This is a genomic window from Campylobacter sp. CNRCH_2014_0184h, assembly GCF_025772985.1.
In the GTDB taxonomy this organism is placed as follows: domain Bacteria; phylum Campylobacterota; class Campylobacteria; order Campylobacterales; family Campylobacteraceae; genus Campylobacter_D.
In genome coordinates this window covers 31481-50068 of sequence record NZ_JAKMTB010000004.1, presented here as the reverse complement: position 1 = coordinate 50068, position 18588 = coordinate 31481, and the positions used below count along the sequence as shown (strand labels likewise).

Genomic DNA, 18588 nt, shown 5'->3' with positions numbered 1-18588 from the left:
TTGTTTCTCCATTTTTATTGACAACCTTCACATTCTATAGTTCTATCAACCACATCATCATTTACTTTTTGACTATCAGGGCTTTCGCTTCTTAGATAATAAGTTGATTTAACACCTAATTCCCAAGCAAGTTGATAAATTTCATTTAAATATCCACCGCTTGCCTTATCTAAAGAAACAAAGATATTTAATGATTGACCTTGATCAATCCACTTACCACGAATCGCTGCTGCTTTTACTAAGATTTTTTGATCAAGCTCATAAGCAGGGGTATAATACTGCCAAGTATTAGCACTTAGATTTGGCACCACAGTTGGTATCATACCGCTTAAGTTTTGCTCAAACCATTTTCTTTTATATACAGGCTCAATTGTTTGAGTAGTACCCACTAAAATAGAGATAGAAGAAGTTGGCGCTATGGCCATTAAATAACCATTTCTTATACCATCTCTTTTTAGTTTTTCTCTTAATTTTTCCCAATCACACTCACTTTGATCAAATAAACCTTCACTTGCGGTAAGCTTTTTGGCATTTTCGTTTGCTACATCAATTGGCACTATACCTTTACTCCAATTTGATCCTTCAAAGTCAGGGTAGCTTCCTTTTTCTAAGGCTAAATTTGAGCTAGCTAAAATAGCCTCATAGCTAATCATTTCCATAATGCGATCAATTTTTTCAAAATGTTCATTAGAACCCCAATAAATTTGAGCTTCAGCTAACATTTGCGCTTCACCCATCACACCAAGTCCTATAGCGCGTGATTTTAGGTTGGTATTTTTAACCTTTACATGAGGATAAAAATTTAAATCAATCACATTATCAAGCATTCTTATAGCTGTTGGTACTACTCTTTGGATGTCTTCTTTGGTATTGATTTTACTTAAATTTATACTTGCAAGATTACAAACTGCGGTTTTTCCTTCGTTTTTGTATTTTTCTACTATATAAACTTTTTTACCATTAATACTATCTAAAGTAGAAACTTTTTTAGCAAGCTTTTTATATCCTCCATCTATTGTAAGCTCTTCATCCTCATCTAAATGAAGTTCTGTTTTATCATCAAATACGATTTTGATTTGATAATAATTTGGTTCTGTATTTTGAAAAATTTCTGTACATAAATTTGAACTTCTTATAATTCCTGCATGGGAATTTGGATTTGTTCTATTTGCGCTATCTTTAAAACATAAAAACGGCAAGCCACTTTCAAAATAAGATAAAAGTATTTTTTTCCAAAGCTCTTTAGCATCAACAATTTCTTTGACTATGCTTTCATCTTTTTCAAATTCTTCATATTTTTTCTCAAATTCTTCACCGTATAAATCACACAAACTTGCTGTATCAGCAGGATCAAAAAGCGTCCATTTGTCATTTGCTCTTACTCTTTTCATGAACAAATCATTAATCCACAAAGCAGGGAAAAGCTCATGCGCTCTTCTTCTTTCTTCACCTGAGTTTTTACGCAAATCTAAAAAGTCATTAATATCCATATGCCAAGGTTCAATATATACAGCAATTGCACCTTTTCTAGTACCAAGTTGATCAACAGCTACTGCTATATCATTGGTGATTTTTAAAAATGGTATGATCCCACCTGCTGCATTTTTATGCCCATCTATGCTTCCGCCCATAGCACGCACCTTAGACCAATCCCAACCTATACCACCGCCAAATTTAGATAAAAGTGCCATTTCTTGATAAGAATCAAAAATCCCTTCTATATTATCAGGCGTGCTTCCTATATAACATGAACTTAATTGATGTCTTGTGGTTCTTGCATTTGAAAGGGTTGGGGTTGCAAGCATTACTTCAAAAGTTGAGATTAAATCATAAAATTTCTTAGCCCAAGTTTGAGAATCTAACTCATTTTGCGCTAAAAACATCGCAATAGCCATAAACATTTGCTGTGGTAATTCTATAGGCATGCCTTTAGAATCTTTAATCAAATATCTATCATACAAAGTTTTTATACCAAGATAAGTAAATTGCAAATCGCGTTCTGGCTTGATATAAGCATTAAGATCATCTAAATCGTATTTTTCTTTTAAGCCGATTAAAATCCTACCTTCTTTTTCACCTTTTTCAAGGTATTCTCTTAAATGTTTATAACCACTATAACCACTTACTTTTTTATACAAATCATATAAAAATAATCTTGCAGCAACAAAGGTCCAATTAGGTCTATCAATATCTATTTTATCTACTGCTGTTTTTATGAGAGTTTGTTGGATTTCTTCTGTTGTTATGCCATCACGAAATTGAATTTTTGCATCCACTTCAAGCTCACTTTGGCTAACATTTTCTAAATTTGCCACTGCATCGGTGGTATATTTTTTAATCTTGGAAACATCTAACTCTTCAGTTCTACCATTTCTTTTTAATACTTTCACTCACAACCCCTAGTTTATTATTTAAAAGTTCTTGCAAATATTTTGTCTACATTTTTTGTGTAGTAGTTATAGTCAAAGCAATTTCTAATATCTGCTTCACTTAAAGACTTTTTCAAATCCTCATCAGCTAATAAAGCTAGCAAAAACAAACTCTCACCTTTTTCATTTAACGCAGGCTTGCCATTTTGTAAATCAGCCCAAACTTTCATAGCATTTCTTTGAACGATCTTGTAAGCTTCTTCTCTACTTATACCTTTAAATGGAAGTTCAAGCAACACTCTTTGAGAGAATACAAGTCCTCCGGTTAAATTTAAATTTTTCATCATATTTTCTGGATACACCAAAAGCTTTTCTATCACACCGCATAATCTTGAAAGCATAAAATCAGTCGTGATAAAAGCATCAGGTAATATAAATCTTTCTACACTAGAATGTGATATATCTCTTTCGTGCCACAATGCTACATTTTCTAAAGCAGGTGTTACATAAGCTCTTATCATCCTGCAAAGACCGGTAATATTTTCACTCAAAACAGGATTTCTTTTATGAGGCATAGCTGAGCTTCCTTTTTGTCCTTGAGAAAAATATTCTTCAGCTTCATATACTTCTGTTCTTTGAAAATGGCGGATAGCAACAGCGATTTGCTCACAACTTGAAGCTAAAATAGCTAAAGCCGAGATAACCTGTGCGTAACGATCTCTTTGTATAACTTGGTTTGAAACTGGTGCTGGCTTTAAATCTAAATTTTTACAAACTTCTTCTTCAAATTCAAGCGGAGCATGAGCAAAATTTCCCATGGCACCGCTGATTTTTCCATAGCTAATCACTTCTTTTGCATGAATGATTAAATCTTTTGCATGAACTAGCGAATCATACCAAATAGCCAAAACCAAACCAAAAGTTATAGGCTCTCCATGAATTCCATGGCTTCTTCCTACCATTAAGGTATTTTTATGCTCATATGCTCTTGTTTTAATCGCTGCTAAAACTTGATCTAAATCTTGCAAGATTAGTTCTAAACTATCTTTAATCTGCAAAGCAACTGCAGTATCAATACAATCTGAACTTGTCATCGCATAATGTACAAAACGACTTTCCTCGCCTAAACTTTCACTTACACTAGTTAAAAAAGCAATAACATCATGTTTGGTAGTTTTTTCTATTTCATCTATTCTTGCTGTATCAAATTTTGCATTTTTTATAATTTTTTCACAATCATCATCTTTAATAAGATCAAGTTTATTCCACGCTTTCACAGCAGCTAATTCCACTTTTAACCATGCGTCATATTTTGCTTGCATGTCCCATTTTTTAGCCATGATTTCTCTACTATATCTTTCAACCATTTTCAAGACCTTTTTTTATATAATTTTTTATGAAAAAATAGCTTGAATTTTATTATAAATTACCTAAGAAAGTTATTAAATGGCATATATAAAAAAGAAACTAGCAAATAATGGAAAAAAGGCATTTAGACTACTTATGGATGAGTTAAAAATCTCTATGCGTGAAGCACAAAAACTCATTGATAAAAAAAGACTATTTTGTAATGGAAATTTGGTAGAAGAAAAAAACAAATTTTTAGATGGATTAGTGGAATTAATCGTATATGAAAATAACCCTAAAGGATTGGAAATAGTTTTTGAAAATGGAGATTTTGCCGTCATAGAAAAACCAAGTGGGGTGCTAACTCATCCTAATGGACGCAATTGTACTTATAGTCTTTGTGATGAAATTTGGCATTTATGGGGTGAAAAAGCTTGCGTAGCTCATAGATTAGATAAAGAAACAAGCGGGCTTTTACTCATAGCTAAACATAAAAATGCACAAATTGAGTTAAAAACCATGTTTGAAAAAAGATTAGTGCAAAAAAGCTATCTTGCTCTAGTAAAAGGAAAAACTAAAAAAGAATTTATAGTAGATAAAAGTATGGATTTAGCTAAAGACTATGATGCAGTAAAAACTAGAATGCATATTTGTGAAAATGGCAAAGAAGCTTTAACGCAATTTTACACTTTGGAATATTTTGAAAATTTAGATGCTAGTTTAGTTTTAGCTAAACCTCTAACAGGCAGACAACATCAAATAAGACTACATTTGTTTCATGTGAAACATAAAATTTTAGGTGAACCTTTATATGGTTTAGAAAAAACACAAATAGAGCAAATACTTGATGGAAAAATGAGTGATATAAAAAGAGCTCACATCACAGGCGCTAAAAGACTGCTTTTACACTCTTCTAGCTTAGAATTTACATATAAAAATCAAAAATTTTTGATACAATCTCAAAAAGATATAAAAGATGAGTTTTTGAAAAATTTATCTTAGTCTTTTTCTAACTTTAAAACCTTATCAGTTTGGATTGCAACTGCAATTTGCTTAGCTGGTTTACCATAATCTCTACAATAATCACAAGATTTGTAAAAATCTTGAGAATAAAATTCAAAAAATCTTTCTTTAGAATTCTCTAAATTTAAAAAATCACCATCAAATTCTTCAAGCCCTTTTAAGCGAGATAAGGAGCTTGATATAGGGCAAACAAAAATAGCGCCTTTAGGTGCTAATTGTTTATTTTCTAAGCCCTCAGATGTCATCAAACTTACACATGGCATTTGACAATTACGATAATTTTTGATTATATCTTCTTTACTTCTACCACGTTTATAAATTTTTTCAGGATCACTCCAAGTAGAATTTTCACCACTAGAGTCCATAGAAAATGGAATTTTATTTTCTTTTAATTTTCTTAAAATGCTTTCTTGCTTTAATGGAATTTTTAAATTTGGTGATCTTTTGTAATCTGAAATCGTAATTTTTCTAACTTTATTAGATTTTTTTAACTTACTCATCAATTCATCTTTAAAATCAATAGTTGCATTAGTGACTAAAGAAAAAGTTAGTATTTTCTTTTGAACATCTAAATAATCAATCAATTGTGGTAAATCCTTAAACAACAAGGGTTCTCCACCTATGATTCTAACTCTTGCGATAGAATCTACCTTAGATAAAAGTAACTCTAATGATTCTATAATGCCCTCTAAAGTACAAGCATATTGATTTGATGGTGAAAAATACTGCATTAAATTATTACATGATTCACAACGCAAAGTACATCTTGTAGTTAAAACTAATTCTAAATAAGGAATATCCACCTTACCCTCTAAAACCCTCTTTTCGAAGTATTTTTTCAAATAAAATTTTTTCATCAAAGCAGCATAAGGAACTTTAAAAATTCTAGCAATTCCTCTTTTGCCATTTAAATACGAAAAATACCAAGAAATATTTGGCTTTATATATCTATTTTGAAATAATTGATTTTCTAATAATTGTTTTTTATCTACCATTGTTTTTCCCTTCATTCTTTAATACATAAATAATCCCACCAAGTCCTATGATCACCACTATACTTATAAAAATAAGCTGAGCTATATCTAAAAAAGTCATTGTTTACTCTGCCTTTCTTTAAGCTGTCCGCATGCAGCTGAAATATCAAGTCCTTTACTTTCTCTTATCGTACAAGTAACACCTTTTGCACTTAAATAATCTTGAAATTTAACCGCATTTTCAACACTTGGTCTTTTATATAAACTTCCTTCGTGTGGATTAAAAAGTATTAAATTCACTTTAGCTTTTATGCCATTTAAAAGTTTGACTAGTTCTTTTGCATGTTCTATTTTATCATTTATACCATCGATTAAAAGATATTCAAACATCACTCTTTTACGCTGATCTATAGGAAAATTTCTCACCGCTTCCATAATGCTTGCTATATTATAAGCTTTATTAATAGGCATTAATTCACTTCTAAGCTCATCATTTACAGCATGGAGCGAAATAGCCAAAAGCACACCCAAATTCATTTCTCCAAGCTCTTTAATTTGCTTTGCCAAACCACTTGTACTTATAGTTTGTCTTCTAGGGCTTATCGCTAAGGCATCATTATCGGCTAAAATCTTAACTGCCTTAGAAACATTTTTAAGATTATCCAAAGGTTCTCCCATACCCATATAGACTATATTAACCCTTCTTTCATAAGGTATGTTGTTGTGTTTTTTAATCCATAAAATTTGTCCTACTATTTCTCCTGCAGTCAAATTTCTTTTCAAACCACCTTTAGCAGTAAGACAAAAACTACACCCACTTTTACATCCCACTTGAGAGGAAACACAAATAGTATATCTTGCATGTTTGATGATTTTTCCATTTTCATCTACAAGTTCTTCTTTCATTGGTAGCAAAACAGCTTCTATTTTTTTACCATCTAAAAGTTCAAAAAGATATTTTATACTACCATCTTTGCTTTTTTCATCTTTCACACATTTTAGAGGTGAAAAATGAAAATTTTCTTGCAAGTACACTCTAAAATCTTTTGGCAAAGACGACATTTGTAAAAAATCATCTGCATATTTTTTATACACCCATTCAAAAATTTGCTTTGCTCTAAATTTTGGTTGGACTAAATTTTCTAATTCTTCTTTAGTAAAATCTAATATATTTTTTAATTCACTCAATTTTTTTCCTATATAAGTTTTTTATCTAACAAAAAATCTTTTAATAATTCTTTTGCCTTTTGATGGTTTTTTAAAAAATCCTCATGTGCAAATTCATTACAAAAATTTGTCGCACATAAATAACAAATTCCTTCTATCCCTTGCATTTTTGCACAAGAAAGCACTGCGTATGCTTCCATATTTTCTATATGTACACCCTTTTTAAAAAATTCTTGGGCGATATTTTCATCTTTACAAATATAATTTGAAGAATTAATCATAGTTTCATGTGAAACATTTAATCTAATCTCATTTGCTATAGGCGTATAAAAACTATCAAATAAATCTGCGTATTCTAAATTCGCTGCGTTAGAACTTTCATAAATATCTAAAATTTTTCCTTCTTGGTAAATTCCGCATGTACCTATAAAAATCACTCTATCTACTTTTACTTGACTTAAAATTTTACCTAAAGAAAAAGCAGAATTAACCAAACCTATGCCTATACTTTGTGCAAATTTAAAATCCTCATTTCCTCCTGCACATACTATAAGATTTTTCAAAAATTAACCTTTATAAAAAATAATTCAAATTTTATCTAATTAACGCTTAAAATAATGCTATAATTAATATTTTTTAGATAGAATAAATTTATGATAAAAGCAAAAAAACATTTTGGACAAAATTTTTTATGTGATAAAAGCGTGGTAGATAAAATCATCCAAGCCATACCCAAAGATACTAAAAATATAGTTGAGATTGGGCCTGGCTTAGGTGATTTAACGCAAGAACTTTTGAAAATCCCACAAGCTCATATTAGAGCTTATGAGATTGATAAAGATTTGATTCCTATTTTAAATAAAAAATTTCAAAATGAGATTGAAGGTGGAAATTTTGAGCTTATCCATCAAAATGCAAGTGATGCTTTTGATCAAGGAAGTTTAAGCGATAAAGAGTACTTTTTGGTAGCAAATTTACCATATTATATTGCTACAAATTTGATTTTAAAAGCCCTAGAAGATCAAAATTGTCTTGGGCTTATAGTAATGGTGCAAAAAGAAGTGGCACAGAAATTTTGTGCAAATGAAAAAGAAAGTAATTTTTCGGCTTTAGGGGTGCTTTGTGCATTGATATGCCAAAGACAAATGCTTTTTGATATACAACCACAAAGCTTTAATCCTCCACCAAAAGTTACTTCAGCTGTAATGAAGTTAATAAAAACTACTCATTATCAGCAAAAATGTGAAAATATAGAAGCTTTTAAAGAATTTCTTAGAGCTTGTTTTCAAAATCCTAGAAAACAACTCTTATCTAATTTTAAAAATAAAAAAGAAAAAATTTTAAAAGCATTTGAAGCACTAAATCTCTCTTCTACCTCAAGAGCTCATGAAATTAGCGTTGATTCATACCTTAAAATTTATGACTATTTAAAGGATGACTATGAGCGAAGAAAACAAAACTCAAGAGCAAAACAAAACTAAAAGATTTAATAAATTTAGAAACAAAAGAAAAAAAGATTCACAAAATCAAGAACAAAATAGTGAAATTAAAAACGGGACAAAAATAGAAAATACTCAAACTGAAGCTAGCGAAGAAAAAAAGAAAAAGAAAAAAAATAGAAATTTACCTTCTAAATTAAGCGGTAATGAAGAATGGCAAATAGAACTTGCCAAAAGCATAGAAGCTAATAAAATCATGCACGAGCTAAGACTCCACCCTTTAAAACACAACAACTCAAGCGAACATAAAATTCGTATTACACCTTTGGGTGGACTTGGAGAAATCGGTGGAAATATCACTGTTTTTGAAACCAACAACGATGCGATTATCGTTGATATAGGTATGAGTTTTCCAGATGGAACCATGCATGGAGTAGATATTATCATACCTGATTTTGACTATGTAAGAAAGATTAAAAACAAAATTCGCGCTATCATCATCACTCATGCTCATGAAGATCACATTGGTGCTGTGCCGTATTTTTTCAAAGAATTTCAATTTCCTATCTACGCAACACCTTTAGCACTAGGTATGATTTCAAATAAATTTGAAGAACATGGTTTAAAAGCTGAGCGTAAATGGTTTAGACCTATAACAAAAAGACAAATTTATGAAATAGGTGAATTTAACATAGAATGGATTCACATAACCCACTCTATCATCGATGCTTGTGCTTTAGCTATTAAAACTAAAGCAGGAACCATCATACACACTGGCGATTTTAAAATAGATCAAACACCAATTGATGGTTATCCAACGGATTTAAGTCGTTTAGCTCAATATGGCGAAGAAGGCGTGCTTTGTCTTTTAAGTGATAGCACAAACTCATATAAAGAGGGTTATACAAAAAGTGAAAGCTCCGTAGGACCTACTTTTGATCAAATTTTTGCCAAAACTAAAGGCAGGGTGATCATGAGCACCTTTAGTTCCAATATCCACCGTGTATATCAAGCTATTAGCTATGGTTTAAAATATGGCAGAAAAGTGTGTGTTATAGGACGTTCTATGGAAAGAAATCTCTATACCACTATGGAACTTGGCTATATCAAACTTGATAGAAAAATTTTCATTGACGCTGATGAAGTAAGCAAATATAAAGATAATGAAGTACTAATTGTCACTACAGGAAGTCAAGGTGAGACCATGAGTGCTTTATATAGAATGGCAACTGATGAACATAAATTTATCAAAATCAAACCTAGCGATCAAGTTATCATTTCAGCTAAAGCAATACCAGGCAATGAAGCAAATGTTTCTGCTGTGCTTGATTTTCTTTTAAAAGCAGGGGCCAAAGTAGCCTATCAAGAATTTAGCGAAATCCATGTAAGCGGACATGCTAGTATAGAAGAGCAAAAACTCATGCTAACTTTGGTAAAACCTAAATTTTTCTTACCAGTGCATGGAGAGTATAATCATATCAATAAACACAAAGAAACTGCTCTAAAATGTGGTATACCTGAAAGAAATATTTACTTAATGAGTGATGGGGATCAAGTAGAGCTTTGTCAAAAATACATCAAACGTGTAAAAACAGTTAAAACAGGAAAAGTCTTTGTAGACAATCAAATCAACAAACAAATCGCAGATGATGTGGTAATTGATAGACAAAAACTAGCAGATAGCGGTATAGTTGTCATCATTGCCCAGCTTGACAAAGCAAGTAAAACACTAATTAATAAACCAAGAGTATTTAGTTATGGCTTGGTAGCTGATAAACAAGATGGAGCATTCTCAAAAGAAATGAGTGATGTTTTAAGTCAATTTTTCCCAAATGTAAAAGATGAAATTTTAGATAATCCAAAAGTTTTAGAAGCTCAAATTAGACAAGTACTAAGAAAGCATATTTTTAGAAAAATCAAAAAATATCCAACCATAGTACCAACTATTTTTGTGATGTAAAGAAAAATTATGAGAATTAATAAATTCATCTCACATAATAGCAAATATTCTCGCCGTGAGGCTGACGAGCTAATCAAGCAAGGCTTAATAAAAATCAATAAAAAAACAGCCTTACTAAGTGATAGTGTAAATGCTGAAGATAAAGTTTTTATCAATGGTAAAAAACTCCATAAAAAAACACAATTTTCAGTCATTATTTATCACAAACAAAAAGGTGAAATAGTTAGTAAAAAAGATGATAGAGGTAGAAAAACCATCTATCATACCCTGCCAAAACAATTTAGCACTTGGCTTAGCGTGGGAAGGCTTGACTTTGCAAGCGAGGGATTGCTTTTGTTAACTGATTCACCTGTGATAGCAGATGCGCTTATGCATAGTGATTTAGAAAGAGAATATTACCTAAAAGTAAAAGGTAATATAGATAAAAATGTTATCGAAGCAATGCAAAATGGCTTAGAAATTCAAAATGAAAAAAAAGGGGCTCATGCTAAAACTAAAATAACCTCAATGAGTTTTGCTCCATTTTTAGGCTTTGAAATTTTTGGCTCAAGTGGTGGCTATACAAAGCTAAAAGTAATCATTAATGAAGGTAAAAATAGAGAACTAAGACGCTTTTTTGGGCATTTTGATTTAGAAGTGATGGATCTTAAAAGAGTAGCTTTTGGAGCATTAGATCTTGGTATGTTAAAAGCAGGAAAATATCGTTATTTGGAAAATGGTGAGTACGAAAAACTACGCGATTTTTTAAAGACAAATAATATAAAATATTAAATTCACATTATTTCCACAAAGAATTTTTATAATTTTTCAAAATATTTAAAAAAGGAAAAATTAATGAAAATTCTAACTACTCTTTTTAGTGCAATTATGGTTTTTATTGCAGTCACACATGAAGAAACTCTTGCGGAAAAATTAGAAAATCAATGTCAAGATCAAAAATCTTGCATAGTAAAAGCCATGAATATGATTAATTGATACTTTAAAATTACTTAAATTAATTAAATTTTAATTTTAATCTTGTATAATTAGCAATTTAATTTATATAAAAAAGGAAAATTATGGCAAACCATAAATCTGCTGAAAAAAGAGCAAGACAAACTATCAAAAGAACTGAAAGAAATAGATTTTATAGAACAAGATTAAAAAACATTACAAAAGCGGTTCGTGAAGCAGCAGCAAACAATGACAAAGAAGCTGCACAAAATGCACTAAAAGTAGCTAATAAAAGCATTCACGCTATGGTAAGCCGTGGATTTTTGAAAAAACAAACTGCATCACGCCGTGTGAGTAGATTAGCATTATTGGTAAATAAATTAGCATAATTTTTAATGTTAGCTGATAAACTCAAACCTTTTTTAACACGCTTTGATGAGCTAAATACTCTTCTTAGCGATGTTAATATCTCTAATGATATTTCTAAAATGACAGCTCTATCTAAAGAGCAAAAGAATTTAGAACCCATAGTAGAAAAAGCAAAAGAATACCTTAAAACTTTAGATGAAATCGAAGAAAATAAAATTCTTTTATCTGATGCAGAACTAGGGGAGCTTGCAAAAGAAGAGCTTAAAAATCTCGAAGTCTTAAAGCCACAACTTGAAGAAGAATTAAAAATTCTTTTATTGCCTAAAGATCCAAACGATGATAAAAATATATTTTTAGAAATTCGTGCTGGAACAGGAGGAGATGAAGCTTCTTTATTTGTTGGGGACTTAGTAAAAGCCTACATACGCTATGCTGAAAATCGTGATTACAAATACGAAATCGTAAGTTCTAGCGAGGGTAGTGTAGGGGGATTTAAAGAAATTATCATTCTCATCAAAGGAAATGGAGCTTATTCAAGACTAAAATACGAAGGTGGCACGCACAGAGTTCAAAGAGTACCTGAAACAGAATCTCAAGGTAGAGTTCATACTTCAGCTATTACAGTGGCTATTATGCCTGAAGTTGATGATGTTGAAATTCAAATCAATCCAAATGATTTAAAAATCGATGTAATGCGTAGTAGTGGCCATGGAGGACAAAGTGTTAATACCACAGATAGTGCTGTAAGAATCACTCACATTCCAACAGGTATAGTTGTAGTAAATCAAGATGGTAAAAGCCAACACAAAAACAAAGAAAGCGCCATGAAAGTCTTAAAAGCAAGACTTTTTGAAATGCAAGAACAAGAACGCTTAGCTAAAGAAAGCCAGGCAAGAAAATCTCAAGTTGGAAGCGGTGATAGAAGCGAACGCATACGCACTTATAATTTCCCTCAAAATAGAATTAGCGATCATAGAATAAATCTTACTTTATATAGACTTGATGCGATTTTAGAAGGTGGTCTTTTTGATGAGATCATCGAGCCATTAATCGCTTATTACCAAGCAGAAGCTTTAAAACAAGAAAATTTATAATTTCTTGTTTTAATTATTACTTGCTAGCAAAATTCTGTATTGTTCTTTATCTACATTCATCAAAAGAGAGGCGAGTTTAAAAGCTCTGAATTTTTCCATTATAAAAAGATCTTTACTATCTTTTAAAACTATAGCAACTAAATTTTTCATCACTTTATCAAGCCAAATATTTTTATATTTATCATTTGCTGAATGATACCTTCCAATAGCATTCCAACTAAAGCCATGTTTTTGTATAATCTCATGAAGTAATCTCGCTGCTATGTCGATATTTACACTAGCTTTTGTAATCTCACTCTCACTAATCCCATAGCGTTTTAAATGAATGCTATTAATTTGCATTAAGCCATAATCTCTTGTTTGATTTTTATTTTTGCTAGTGATATTATGCTTATAAGCTGCATTTTCTGTTAAAGCTATAGCCTTAAGTAAAGCCATAGGTATGTTATATTTTCTAGCTGCAGTTTTAAAGTCTTTATCGTACTTATAAAAATCTTCAGGTATATAAGTATCACCTATAAAAATTTTGGTATCAAAAGCAAAAGTAAAATTAAAAAATACTACTAATAATAAAAATTTTTTTAACATTTTACTCCTTTAAAGTACTTATACTATAGCAAATTTATAAATAAAAACTATGTAGCTAAGTTAATGAATTATCTAAGAATTTCTTTTATAGTAAGTTGTGGGGTGATTAATCCTCTAAAATTATTTTTAGAAACACTAGCTATAAGATCAATGCTTTCTCCAAGCTCTGGCTCATAGTCAAAGTTAAAAAACAAAGCTTCTAGAGTTTTATTTCCTTGAGTTAAAATAAGCTTCATATGATTTTCATCTTTACCTAGCTTTCTTTTATTTTTTACAAAAAGCTTATCAAATTTAAAATATGGCCTTGGATTTTTATGCCCAAAAGGCTCAAAAAATTCTAATATCTCTAAAAGCTCAAAATCAACTTCATTTGGATCAATACTACCCAAAATCTCATCAGCATTATAAAAGTCATCTTTAGGGATATTTTGACAAATTTCATAAAGTCTGCTTTTAAAAACACCAAATTTTTCAAGCTCTACTAAAACTCCAGCTGCACCTTTATGTCCGCCATAGCTTAAAACAAATTCTTTAGCTTGTTCTATAACATTTAAAATATCTATCCTACCCACACTTCTAACGCTAGCTTTAGCCTTTTGCTCACATTCTGAAAAAACAAAGGCAGGTTTGTTAAAATGCTTTGCCAAACGACTTGCAACTATACCCAAAACACCTTCATGCCAATTTTGGCCATTGACAATAATCACAGGATCATTTTCATCAACTTGTTCTAAACACTGCTTAAAAAGCTCGCGTTCTTCATCTTTACGGCTATTATTATAAGTAATGATTTGTTCTAAATAACCCATAACCTCATCAATATTTTTAGAATGTAAAAATTTATAAGAAATAATCGCATCATCCATTCTTCCTGCACTATTAATCAAAGGTGCGATTAAAAAGCTGATATTGTCAAGTTCAAATTTATCCTTACCAAAATACTGCTTAATCGCTTTAAATGCCACACGCTTTGAATCATTAATACACTCTATACCTTTTCTAACTAAGGCTCTATTTAAATCTCTAAGCTCCATCATATCTGCGATAATTGCAATTGATAAAAGCTCTATAAATTTACACATATTATAATTAATCTTACACACTTCTTTTATAGCAGCGACTAAATACCAAGCCACTTGAGCCCCACAAATTTCAATATCAGGAAAATCACAATCTTGTTGTTTAGGATTAATGATCGCATAAGCTTTTGGTAAAGTAGCTGGAGGCATATGATGATCGGTAATGATTAAATCAATTCCTTTTTGTAAACAAAGCTCTGCTGCATCAAAAGCTGCTATACCATTATCTACAGTGATGATTAAATCTACTCCATCGAGTTCATTGATGATTTCTTCATTTAGACCATATCCATCTTTAAAACGATTTGGAATTTTTACCACATAGTCATATCCGATATCATCAAAAAATTCAGATAAAATCACACAAGAAATCACCCCATCTACATCATAATCCCCAACAATAGCAAGCTTTTGATTTTTTTCAATCGCTTCTTTGATACGTAAAGCACCCTTATAGACATCTTTTAAACAAGATGGCATAGGTAAATCACAAAGCTTTACATGCGTATCATTGATAAAACGCTGGTGTAAAATTTCTTTTATTTTGGCTTTATTTAGCATGATTTGTTAAAGATGCCTTGATAAAAGAAAAAATAGCCGGATTAACTCTAACTAAGCGTGAAGTAAATTCAGGGTGAAACTGCACTGCTAAGAAAAATGGATGATCTTTAAGTTCCACAGCCTCAACCAAACCTTCATTTTCCCCGCTTATAATAAGCCCATTTTTCTCAAACATTTCTTTGTATTTTGGATTGGCTTCATAACGGTGGCGGTGGCGTTCTTTTACGCTTTTTTGATTATCATAAACCTTACTTAAAAGTGTATTTGGCTTGATATGACACTCATAAGCCCCAAGACGCATAGTTCCACCAAGTGGAGTTTTACTTGTTCTAATTTGCTTTTCTCCACTTGCGTCAATAAATTCATCAATCAAAAAGATGATAGGATTTTTACAATTTGGATTAAACTCATGAGAATTTGCATCTTCAAGTTTTAAAACATTACGTGCAAATTCCACTAAAGAAAGCTGCATACCCAAACAAATTCCTAAAAATGGAATTTTATTTTCTCTTGCATATTGTATGGCTTTGATTTTTCCTTCTACCCCACGATAACCAAAACCACCTGCCACTAAAATCCCACTTACGTCTTTAAAACTTTCTTCGATATTTGCATTTTCTAATTTTTCACTATCGATCCATTTTAAATTTACTCTCGCATCAAGTGCTGCGCCTGCATGGATAATGGCTTCTGTTAAACTTTTATAGCTTTCTTTTAAATCTACATATTTTCCTACAAAAGCAATACTAAGTTCATTACTTGGAGCGATGACTCTTTTTACTAAAGAATCCCATTCATTCATATTTGGCTTTAAATTTTGAAGATCTAATAAACTTGCAATAGAGTTTAAAATATCTTGTTTTAAGAAATTTAATGGAATTTGATAAATACTAGCTGCGTCCACACTTTCTATAACGCAGTTTTTTTCAACTCCACATGAAATTGCAATTTTGTCTTTTAACTCTCTATCTAAAGATTTTTCACTTCTACAAATGATCATATCAGGGCTTATACCTATACGGCGTAATTCTCCCACGCTATGTTGAGTTGGTTTTGTTTTAAGTTCTCCTGCTGCTTTGATAAATGGCACTAAAGTTAAGTGAATATTAATAGCGTTATATTTACCCACTTCAAGCTTTAAAGCTCTAATAGCTTCTAAAAATGGTAAGCCTTCTATATCTCCTACTGTACCACCTATTTCAACGATTAAAATATCTTTATCAACTCCAGCCTTTTTAATGCGATCTTTTATCTCATCAACTATATGAGGGATTACTTGTATAGTTTTTCCTAAGTAATCTCCTCTTCTTTCTTTTTCTATAACACTTTGATAAACTCTACCTGTTGTGAAGTTATTATCCTGAGATAAGCTCTCATTTAAAAATCTCTCATAATGTCCTAAGTCTAAATCTGTCTCAGCTCCATCATCTGTAACAAACACTTCTCCATGCTCTAAAGGACTCATAGTACCAGGATCTACATTGATATAAGGATCTGCTTTTAAAATACTTACTTTTAAACCTGAATTTTTCAAAATCGTAGCTATAGAAGCCGCTGCTATACCTTTTCCTAATGAGCTTAAAACACCACCGGTTACAAAAATATACTTAGTTTGTTTTAATTTCATAAAATAACCTTAATTTCTTTTTTTGAAATTATAACGAATAAAAAATTTTATTTTTATAAACATTTGTGTAAAATTCAATTATTTTTGAAGGAATTTTTCGATGAAAATCACATTATTAAACCATACTCCACTTTCTGTATGCTCTCATGCGACAAGAACATGTTGGCAAAGTTTTGACAAAGGCGATTGTGGTGGCGAAAAAGATAAAGAATTAATCGATCGTGTGGGAAATAAATTCAAACATGCTTCAACCTTAGAGCATTTAAACTATACTTTTTATATACAAGGTATTTCAAGAGCATGCTTACAAGAAGTTGCAAGACACCGCCACACTAGTCCTAGTGTAAAAAGCACAAGATATACTTTAAAAGAACTAAGAAATGAAAGTGAATTTAAAGAAAATGACTTTGAAAATGCTAAAAGATACTTGGTATTAACTGGAAATGAAGTAGTAGATAATGCAAGTATTAAAGCTTTAGAAAATTTGCGTTTGATTTTGCAAAATAGCATTAGTTTAGACATAGCAAAATACTGCTTACCAGAAAGCTATAAAACAGAATTAACTTTAACGATTAATGCAAGAAGTTTGCAAAATTTTATTACTCTAAGAAGCTCAAAATCAGCTCTTTGGGAGATAAGACAACTCGCAAATGCTTTATTTGAAAATTTGCCTGAGGAACATCAATTTATTTTTAAACATTGTGTTTATCAAGAAGAAAATTCCCAAGATTGATTGGGAATTTTTACTATATTTTTTTAAGAAATTCAGTTTTTAAAACAATCACACCAAATTTATCTACTTTAGCTTCAATTTCGGTGTCTTTGTTTGTAAGTTTAATATTTTTTATAGTCGTGCCACGCTTTAAAGTAGTGCTTGCACCTTTAACCTTTAAATCTTTCACAACACTTACACTATCACCTGCATTAAGCTCAGTTCCATTTGCATCTTTTGGCATGAATTCTCCTTAAAATTTATAAGTATATCCTAGATATAAACCATAATTTGTTTGTTTAGGATCGTAAAAGTTTGAACCTACCATATTTTGATAAAAATTTCTTGTATTGTAATGAGTTTGCTCAGCCTTAAAACCAAACTCGATTTCATTTGTTTGATTTAACTCATATAAAGCACCGATTTTTGCCCCATACGTATAACCATCAAAGTCTTGAGATAAAGATAAAAAGCTTGTTTTTAAAGTCATATCCGTTCTTGCATAACCACCATATACACCTAAAACTGCTCTTGTTTTTTCAAAAATTTTTGGAGTAAAATCATAACCAAGTAAAAACTTATGTGTGGTAAATTCTCCATCAATTTTTAATCTTGTAGTATTGATTACATCACTAAATTCACTTGAATAATTATAAGCACCATAAAGTCTATGATTTTCACTAAAACGATAACCAACTCTTAAACCAAAAACAGGAACATCACCTTCTAAATCACCGTTATATTTAATATTTTTTGTTTTACTATGGTCAAGATCAGATTTTACCTTAGTATGAAACCATCCCGCATCAATACCTAAAAGTAAACCTGAATTTTCATCTGCTAAAGCTAAATTTGAAACCAAAGCAACACTTGCAACTAAACTAAATAATTTTAATTTCATATTTTCCTCCTTTAAAATAAGACTTAATATATCCTTTTATTTTTAATAAAAATTTAATTTTGTGGCACTACTAAGTCAGATCTGCATTCAATCACAGTATGCACATTACCACGAGGGTTAAAATCACCTACTACTTTTATCCATTTTGGATCAAGTTTTTCTTTTAAAGTATTGTAAATTTCATTAATACTTGCTTCATGTGAAACATTTCTATACATAAAGGTATTGATATAAAGTTTGATTGCTTTAAGTTCTACTACTAATTTATTTGGAATATATTCTAAGTAAATAGTAGCAAAATCAGGATACCCGCTACGTGGACAACAACACATAAATTCAGGCAAAGTGATTTTAATCACATAATCATTTTTAGCATCATTTGGCCAAACTTCCATATTTTCAACATCAAATTCTTTGATTTCTTTTTCACCATATCTCATTTTTT

General features: G+C 30.8%; 20 protein-coding genes. 8 read left to right on the top strand and 12 right to left on the bottom strand.

The genetic code is table 11. The features are described 5' to 3' along the window. Positions 1-14 precede the first annotated feature (14 nt). Both L8X36_RS05010 and purB read right to left on the bottom strand, forming a co-directional pair. Complete coding sequence (locus L8X36_RS05010) at positions 15-2390, bottom strand: ribonucleoside-diphosphate reductase subunit alpha (RefSeq protein ID WP_263663691.1); 2376 nt, start codon at positions 2388-2390, stop codon at positions 15-17. 17 nt (positions 2391-2407) lie between these two features. Beyond that, a complete protein-coding gene (gene purB, locus L8X36_RS05005) occupies positions 2408-3736 on the bottom strand; it encodes an adenylosuccinate lyase (RefSeq protein ID WP_263682838.1) in 1329 nt (442 codons plus the stop codon). A gap of 79 nt (positions 3737-3815) precedes the next feature. On the opposite strand from purB, the gene L8X36_RS05000 reads away from it, so the two are divergent. Then, positions 3816-4718, top strand: a complete 903-nt coding sequence (locus tag L8X36_RS05000) for an RluA family pseudouridine synthase (RefSeq protein ID WP_263682837.1) — start codon at positions 3816-3818, stop codon at positions 4716-4718. Here the strand turns inward: L8X36_RS05000 and L8X36_RS04995 are convergent. Genes L8X36_RS04995 through L8X36_RS04980 form a run of 4 tightly spaced genes read right to left on the bottom strand, consistent with a single transcriptional unit; the run spans position 4715 to position 7443 of the window. Then, positions 4715-5734: a radical SAM protein gene (locus tag L8X36_RS04995; RefSeq protein ID WP_263682836.1), complete on the bottom strand. Its 1020-nt coding sequence runs from the start codon at positions 5732-5734 to the stop codon at positions 4715-4717. The genes L8X36_RS05000 and L8X36_RS04995 overlap by 4 nt on opposite strands. After that, on the bottom strand, positions 5724-5834 hold the full coding sequence (locus L8X36_RS04990; protein WP_263671546.1) for a hypothetical protein: 111 nt from the start codon (positions 5832-5834) through the stop codon (positions 5724-5726). The genes L8X36_RS04995 and L8X36_RS04990 overlap by 11 nt, the downstream gene beginning before the upstream one ends. Beyond that, positions 5831-6901, bottom strand: coding sequence for a 23S rRNA (adenine(2503)-C(2))-methyltransferase RlmN (rlmN, locus tag L8X36_RS04985; protein WP_263682834.1), 1071 nt, complete (start codon positions 6899-6901; stop codon positions 5831-5833). Before rlmN ends, L8X36_RS04990 begins: the two co-directional genes overlap by 4 nt. A gap of 8 nt (positions 6902-6909) precedes the next feature. Continuing rightward, positions 6910-7443, bottom strand: a complete 534-nt coding sequence (locus L8X36_RS04980; protein WP_263682832.1) for a purine-nucleoside phosphorylase — start codon at positions 7441-7443, stop codon at positions 6910-6912. 90 nt (positions 7444-7533) lie between these two features. Here L8X36_RS04980 and rsmA point away from each other — a divergent pair, with 90 nt between their 5' ends. The 6 genes from rsmA (at position 7534) to prfA (ending at position 12675) form a co-directional block, all read left to right on the top strand. After that, positions 7534-8361 carry a 16S rRNA (adenine(1518)-N(6)/adenine(1519)-N(6))-dimethyltransferase RsmA gene (rsmA, locus tag L8X36_RS04975; protein WP_263679292.1) on the top strand — a complete coding sequence of 276 codons (828 nt, stop codon included), beginning with the start codon at positions 7534-7536 and terminating at the stop codon, positions 8359-8361. Continuing rightward, positions 8321-10279 (top strand): ribonuclease J, encoded by a 1959-nt coding sequence (locus L8X36_RS04970; protein ID WP_263682831.1) that lies wholly within the window; start codon positions 8321-8323, stop codon positions 10277-10279. Before rsmA ends, L8X36_RS04970 begins: the two co-directional genes overlap by 41 nt. Positions 10280-10288: 9 nt before the next feature. After that, positions 10289-11050, top strand: a complete 762-nt coding sequence (locus tag L8X36_RS04965; protein WP_263682829.1) for a pseudouridine synthase — start codon at positions 10289-10291, stop codon at positions 11048-11050. Positions 11051-11113: 63 nt separating this feature from the next. Next, the gene (locus L8X36_RS04960) at positions 11114-11254 is read left to right on the top strand and encodes a hypothetical protein (RefSeq protein WP_187153653.1); all 141 of its coding nucleotides are present in this window, start codon (positions 11114-11116) and stop codon (positions 11252-11254) included. 83 nt (positions 11255-11337) lie between these two features. Next, positions 11338-11601 (top strand): 30S ribosomal protein S20, encoded by a 264-nt coding sequence (gene rpsT, locus L8X36_RS04955; RefSeq protein ID WP_039617063.1) that lies wholly within the window; start codon positions 11338-11340, stop codon positions 11599-11601. 6 nt (positions 11602-11607) lie between these two features. Then, positions 11608-12675 (top strand): peptide chain release factor 1, encoded by a 1068-nt coding sequence (gene prfA / locus L8X36_RS04950; protein WP_263663683.1) that lies wholly within the window; start codon positions 11608-11610, stop codon positions 12673-12675. Positions 12676-12684: 9 nt separating this feature from the next. Here the strand turns inward: prfA and L8X36_RS04945 are convergent, their stop codons facing one another. The 3 genes from L8X36_RS04945 to L8X36_RS04935 form a co-directional block, all read right to left on the bottom strand. Continuing rightward, positions 12685-13263, bottom strand: coding sequence for a lytic transglycosylase domain-containing protein (locus L8X36_RS04945; protein WP_263682824.1), 579 nt, complete (start codon positions 13261-13263; stop codon positions 12685-12687). A gap of 68 nt (positions 13264-13331) precedes the next feature. Continuing rightward, positions 13332-14903: a single-stranded-DNA-specific exonuclease RecJ gene (gene recJ, locus L8X36_RS04940; RefSeq protein WP_263682823.1), complete on the bottom strand. Its 1572-nt coding sequence runs from the start codon at positions 14901-14903 to the stop codon at positions 13332-13334. Further along, entirely contained in the window at positions 14893-16530 is a 1638-nt protein-coding gene (locus L8X36_RS04935; protein ID WP_087699096.1) for a CTP synthase, read from the bottom strand. Before L8X36_RS04935 ends, recJ begins: the two co-directional genes overlap by 11 nt. Before the next feature lie 100 nt (positions 16531-16630). On the opposite strand from L8X36_RS04935, the gene thyX reads away from it, so the two are divergent. Beyond that, positions 16631-17263, top strand: coding sequence for an FAD-dependent thymidylate synthase (gene thyX / locus L8X36_RS04930; protein WP_039617054.1), 633 nt, complete (start codon positions 16631-16633; stop codon positions 17261-17263). Positions 17264-17276: 13 nt separating this feature from the next. Here the strand turns inward: thyX and L8X36_RS04925 are convergent, their stop codons facing one another. Genes L8X36_RS04925 through queF form a run of 3 tightly spaced genes read right to left on the bottom strand, consistent with a single transcriptional unit; the run spans position 17277 to position 18583 of the window. Beyond that, a complete protein-coding gene (locus tag L8X36_RS04925; protein WP_039617052.1) occupies positions 17277-17486 on the bottom strand; it encodes an alkylphosphonate utilization protein in 210 nt (69 codons plus the stop codon). A 9-nt stretch (positions 17487-17495) separates the two neighbouring features. Next, on the bottom strand, positions 17496-18143 hold the full coding sequence (locus tag L8X36_RS04920; RefSeq protein ID WP_263682822.1) for a porin family protein: 648 nt from the start codon (positions 18141-18143) through the stop codon (positions 17496-17498). A 53-nt stretch (positions 18144-18196) separates the two neighbouring features. Further along, entirely contained in the window at positions 18197-18583 is a 387-nt protein-coding gene (queF, locus tag L8X36_RS04915; protein ID WP_263682821.1) for a preQ(1) synthase, read from the bottom strand. Positions 18584-18588: the final 5 nt, after the last annotated feature.

What these genes read in the sequence shown, in the direction of transcription:
- purB (WP_263682838.1), bottom strand. Translation starts at nt 3,736, where the DNA reads ATGGTTGAAAGATATAGTAGAGAAATCATGGCTAAAAAATGGGACATG.
- L8X36_RS05000 (WP_263682837.1), top strand. Translation starts at nt 3,816, where the DNA reads ATGGCATATATAAAAAAGAAACTAGCAAATAATGGAAAAAAGGCATTT.
- L8X36_RS04995 (WP_263682836.1), bottom strand. Translation starts at nt 5,734, where the DNA reads ATGGTAGATAAAAAACAATTATTAGAAAATCAATTATTTCAAAATAGA.
- L8X36_RS04990 (WP_263671546.1), bottom strand. Translation starts at nt 5,834, where the DNA reads ATGACTTTTTTAGATATAGCTCAGCTTATTTTTATAAGTATAGTGGTG.
- rsmA (WP_263679292.1), top strand. Translation starts at nt 7,534, where the DNA reads ATGATAAAAGCAAAAAAACATTTTGGACAAAATTTTTTATGTGATAAA.
- L8X36_RS04970 (WP_263682831.1), top strand. Translation starts at nt 8,321, where the DNA reads ATGAGCGAAGAAAACAAAACTCAAGAGCAAAACAAAACTAAAAGATTT.
- L8X36_RS04965 (WP_263682829.1), top strand. Translation starts at nt 10,289, where the DNA reads ATGAGAATTAATAAATTCATCTCACATAATAGCAAATATTCTCGCCGT.
- L8X36_RS04960 (WP_187153653.1), top strand. Translation starts at nt 11,114, where the DNA reads ATGAAAATTCTAACTACTCTTTTTAGTGCAATTATGGTTTTTATTGCA.
- rpsT (WP_039617063.1), top strand. Translation starts at nt 11,338, where the DNA reads ATGGCAAACCATAAATCTGCTGAAAAAAGAGCAAGACAAACTATCAAA.
- prfA (WP_263663683.1), top strand. Translation starts at nt 11,608, where the DNA reads ATGTTAGCTGATAAACTCAAACCTTTTTTAACACGCTTTGATGAGCTA.
- L8X36_RS04945 (WP_263682824.1), bottom strand. Translation starts at nt 13,263, where the DNA reads ATGTTAAAAAAATTTTTATTATTAGTAGTATTTTTTAATTTTACTTTT.
- recJ (WP_263682823.1), bottom strand. Translation starts at nt 14,903, where the DNA reads ATGCTAAATAAAGCCAAAATAAAAGAAATTTTACACCAGCGTTTTATC.
- L8X36_RS04935 (WP_087699096.1), bottom strand. Translation starts at nt 16,530, where the DNA reads ATGAAATTAAAACAAACTAAGTATATTTTTGTAACCGGTGGTGTTTTA.
- thyX (WP_039617054.1), top strand. Translation starts at nt 16,631, where the DNA reads ATGAAAATCACATTATTAAACCATACTCCACTTTCTGTATGCTCTCAT.
- L8X36_RS04925 (WP_039617052.1), bottom strand. Translation starts at nt 17,486, where the DNA reads ATGCCAAAAGATGCAAATGGAACTGAGCTTAATGCAGGTGATAGTGTA.
- L8X36_RS04920 (WP_263682822.1), bottom strand. Translation starts at nt 18,143, where the DNA reads ATGAAATTAAAATTATTTAGTTTAGTTGCAAGTGTTGCTTTGGTTTCA.
- queF (WP_263682821.1), bottom strand. Translation starts at nt 18,583, where the DNA reads ATGAGATATGGTGAAAAAGAAATCAAAGAATTTGATGTTGAAAATATG.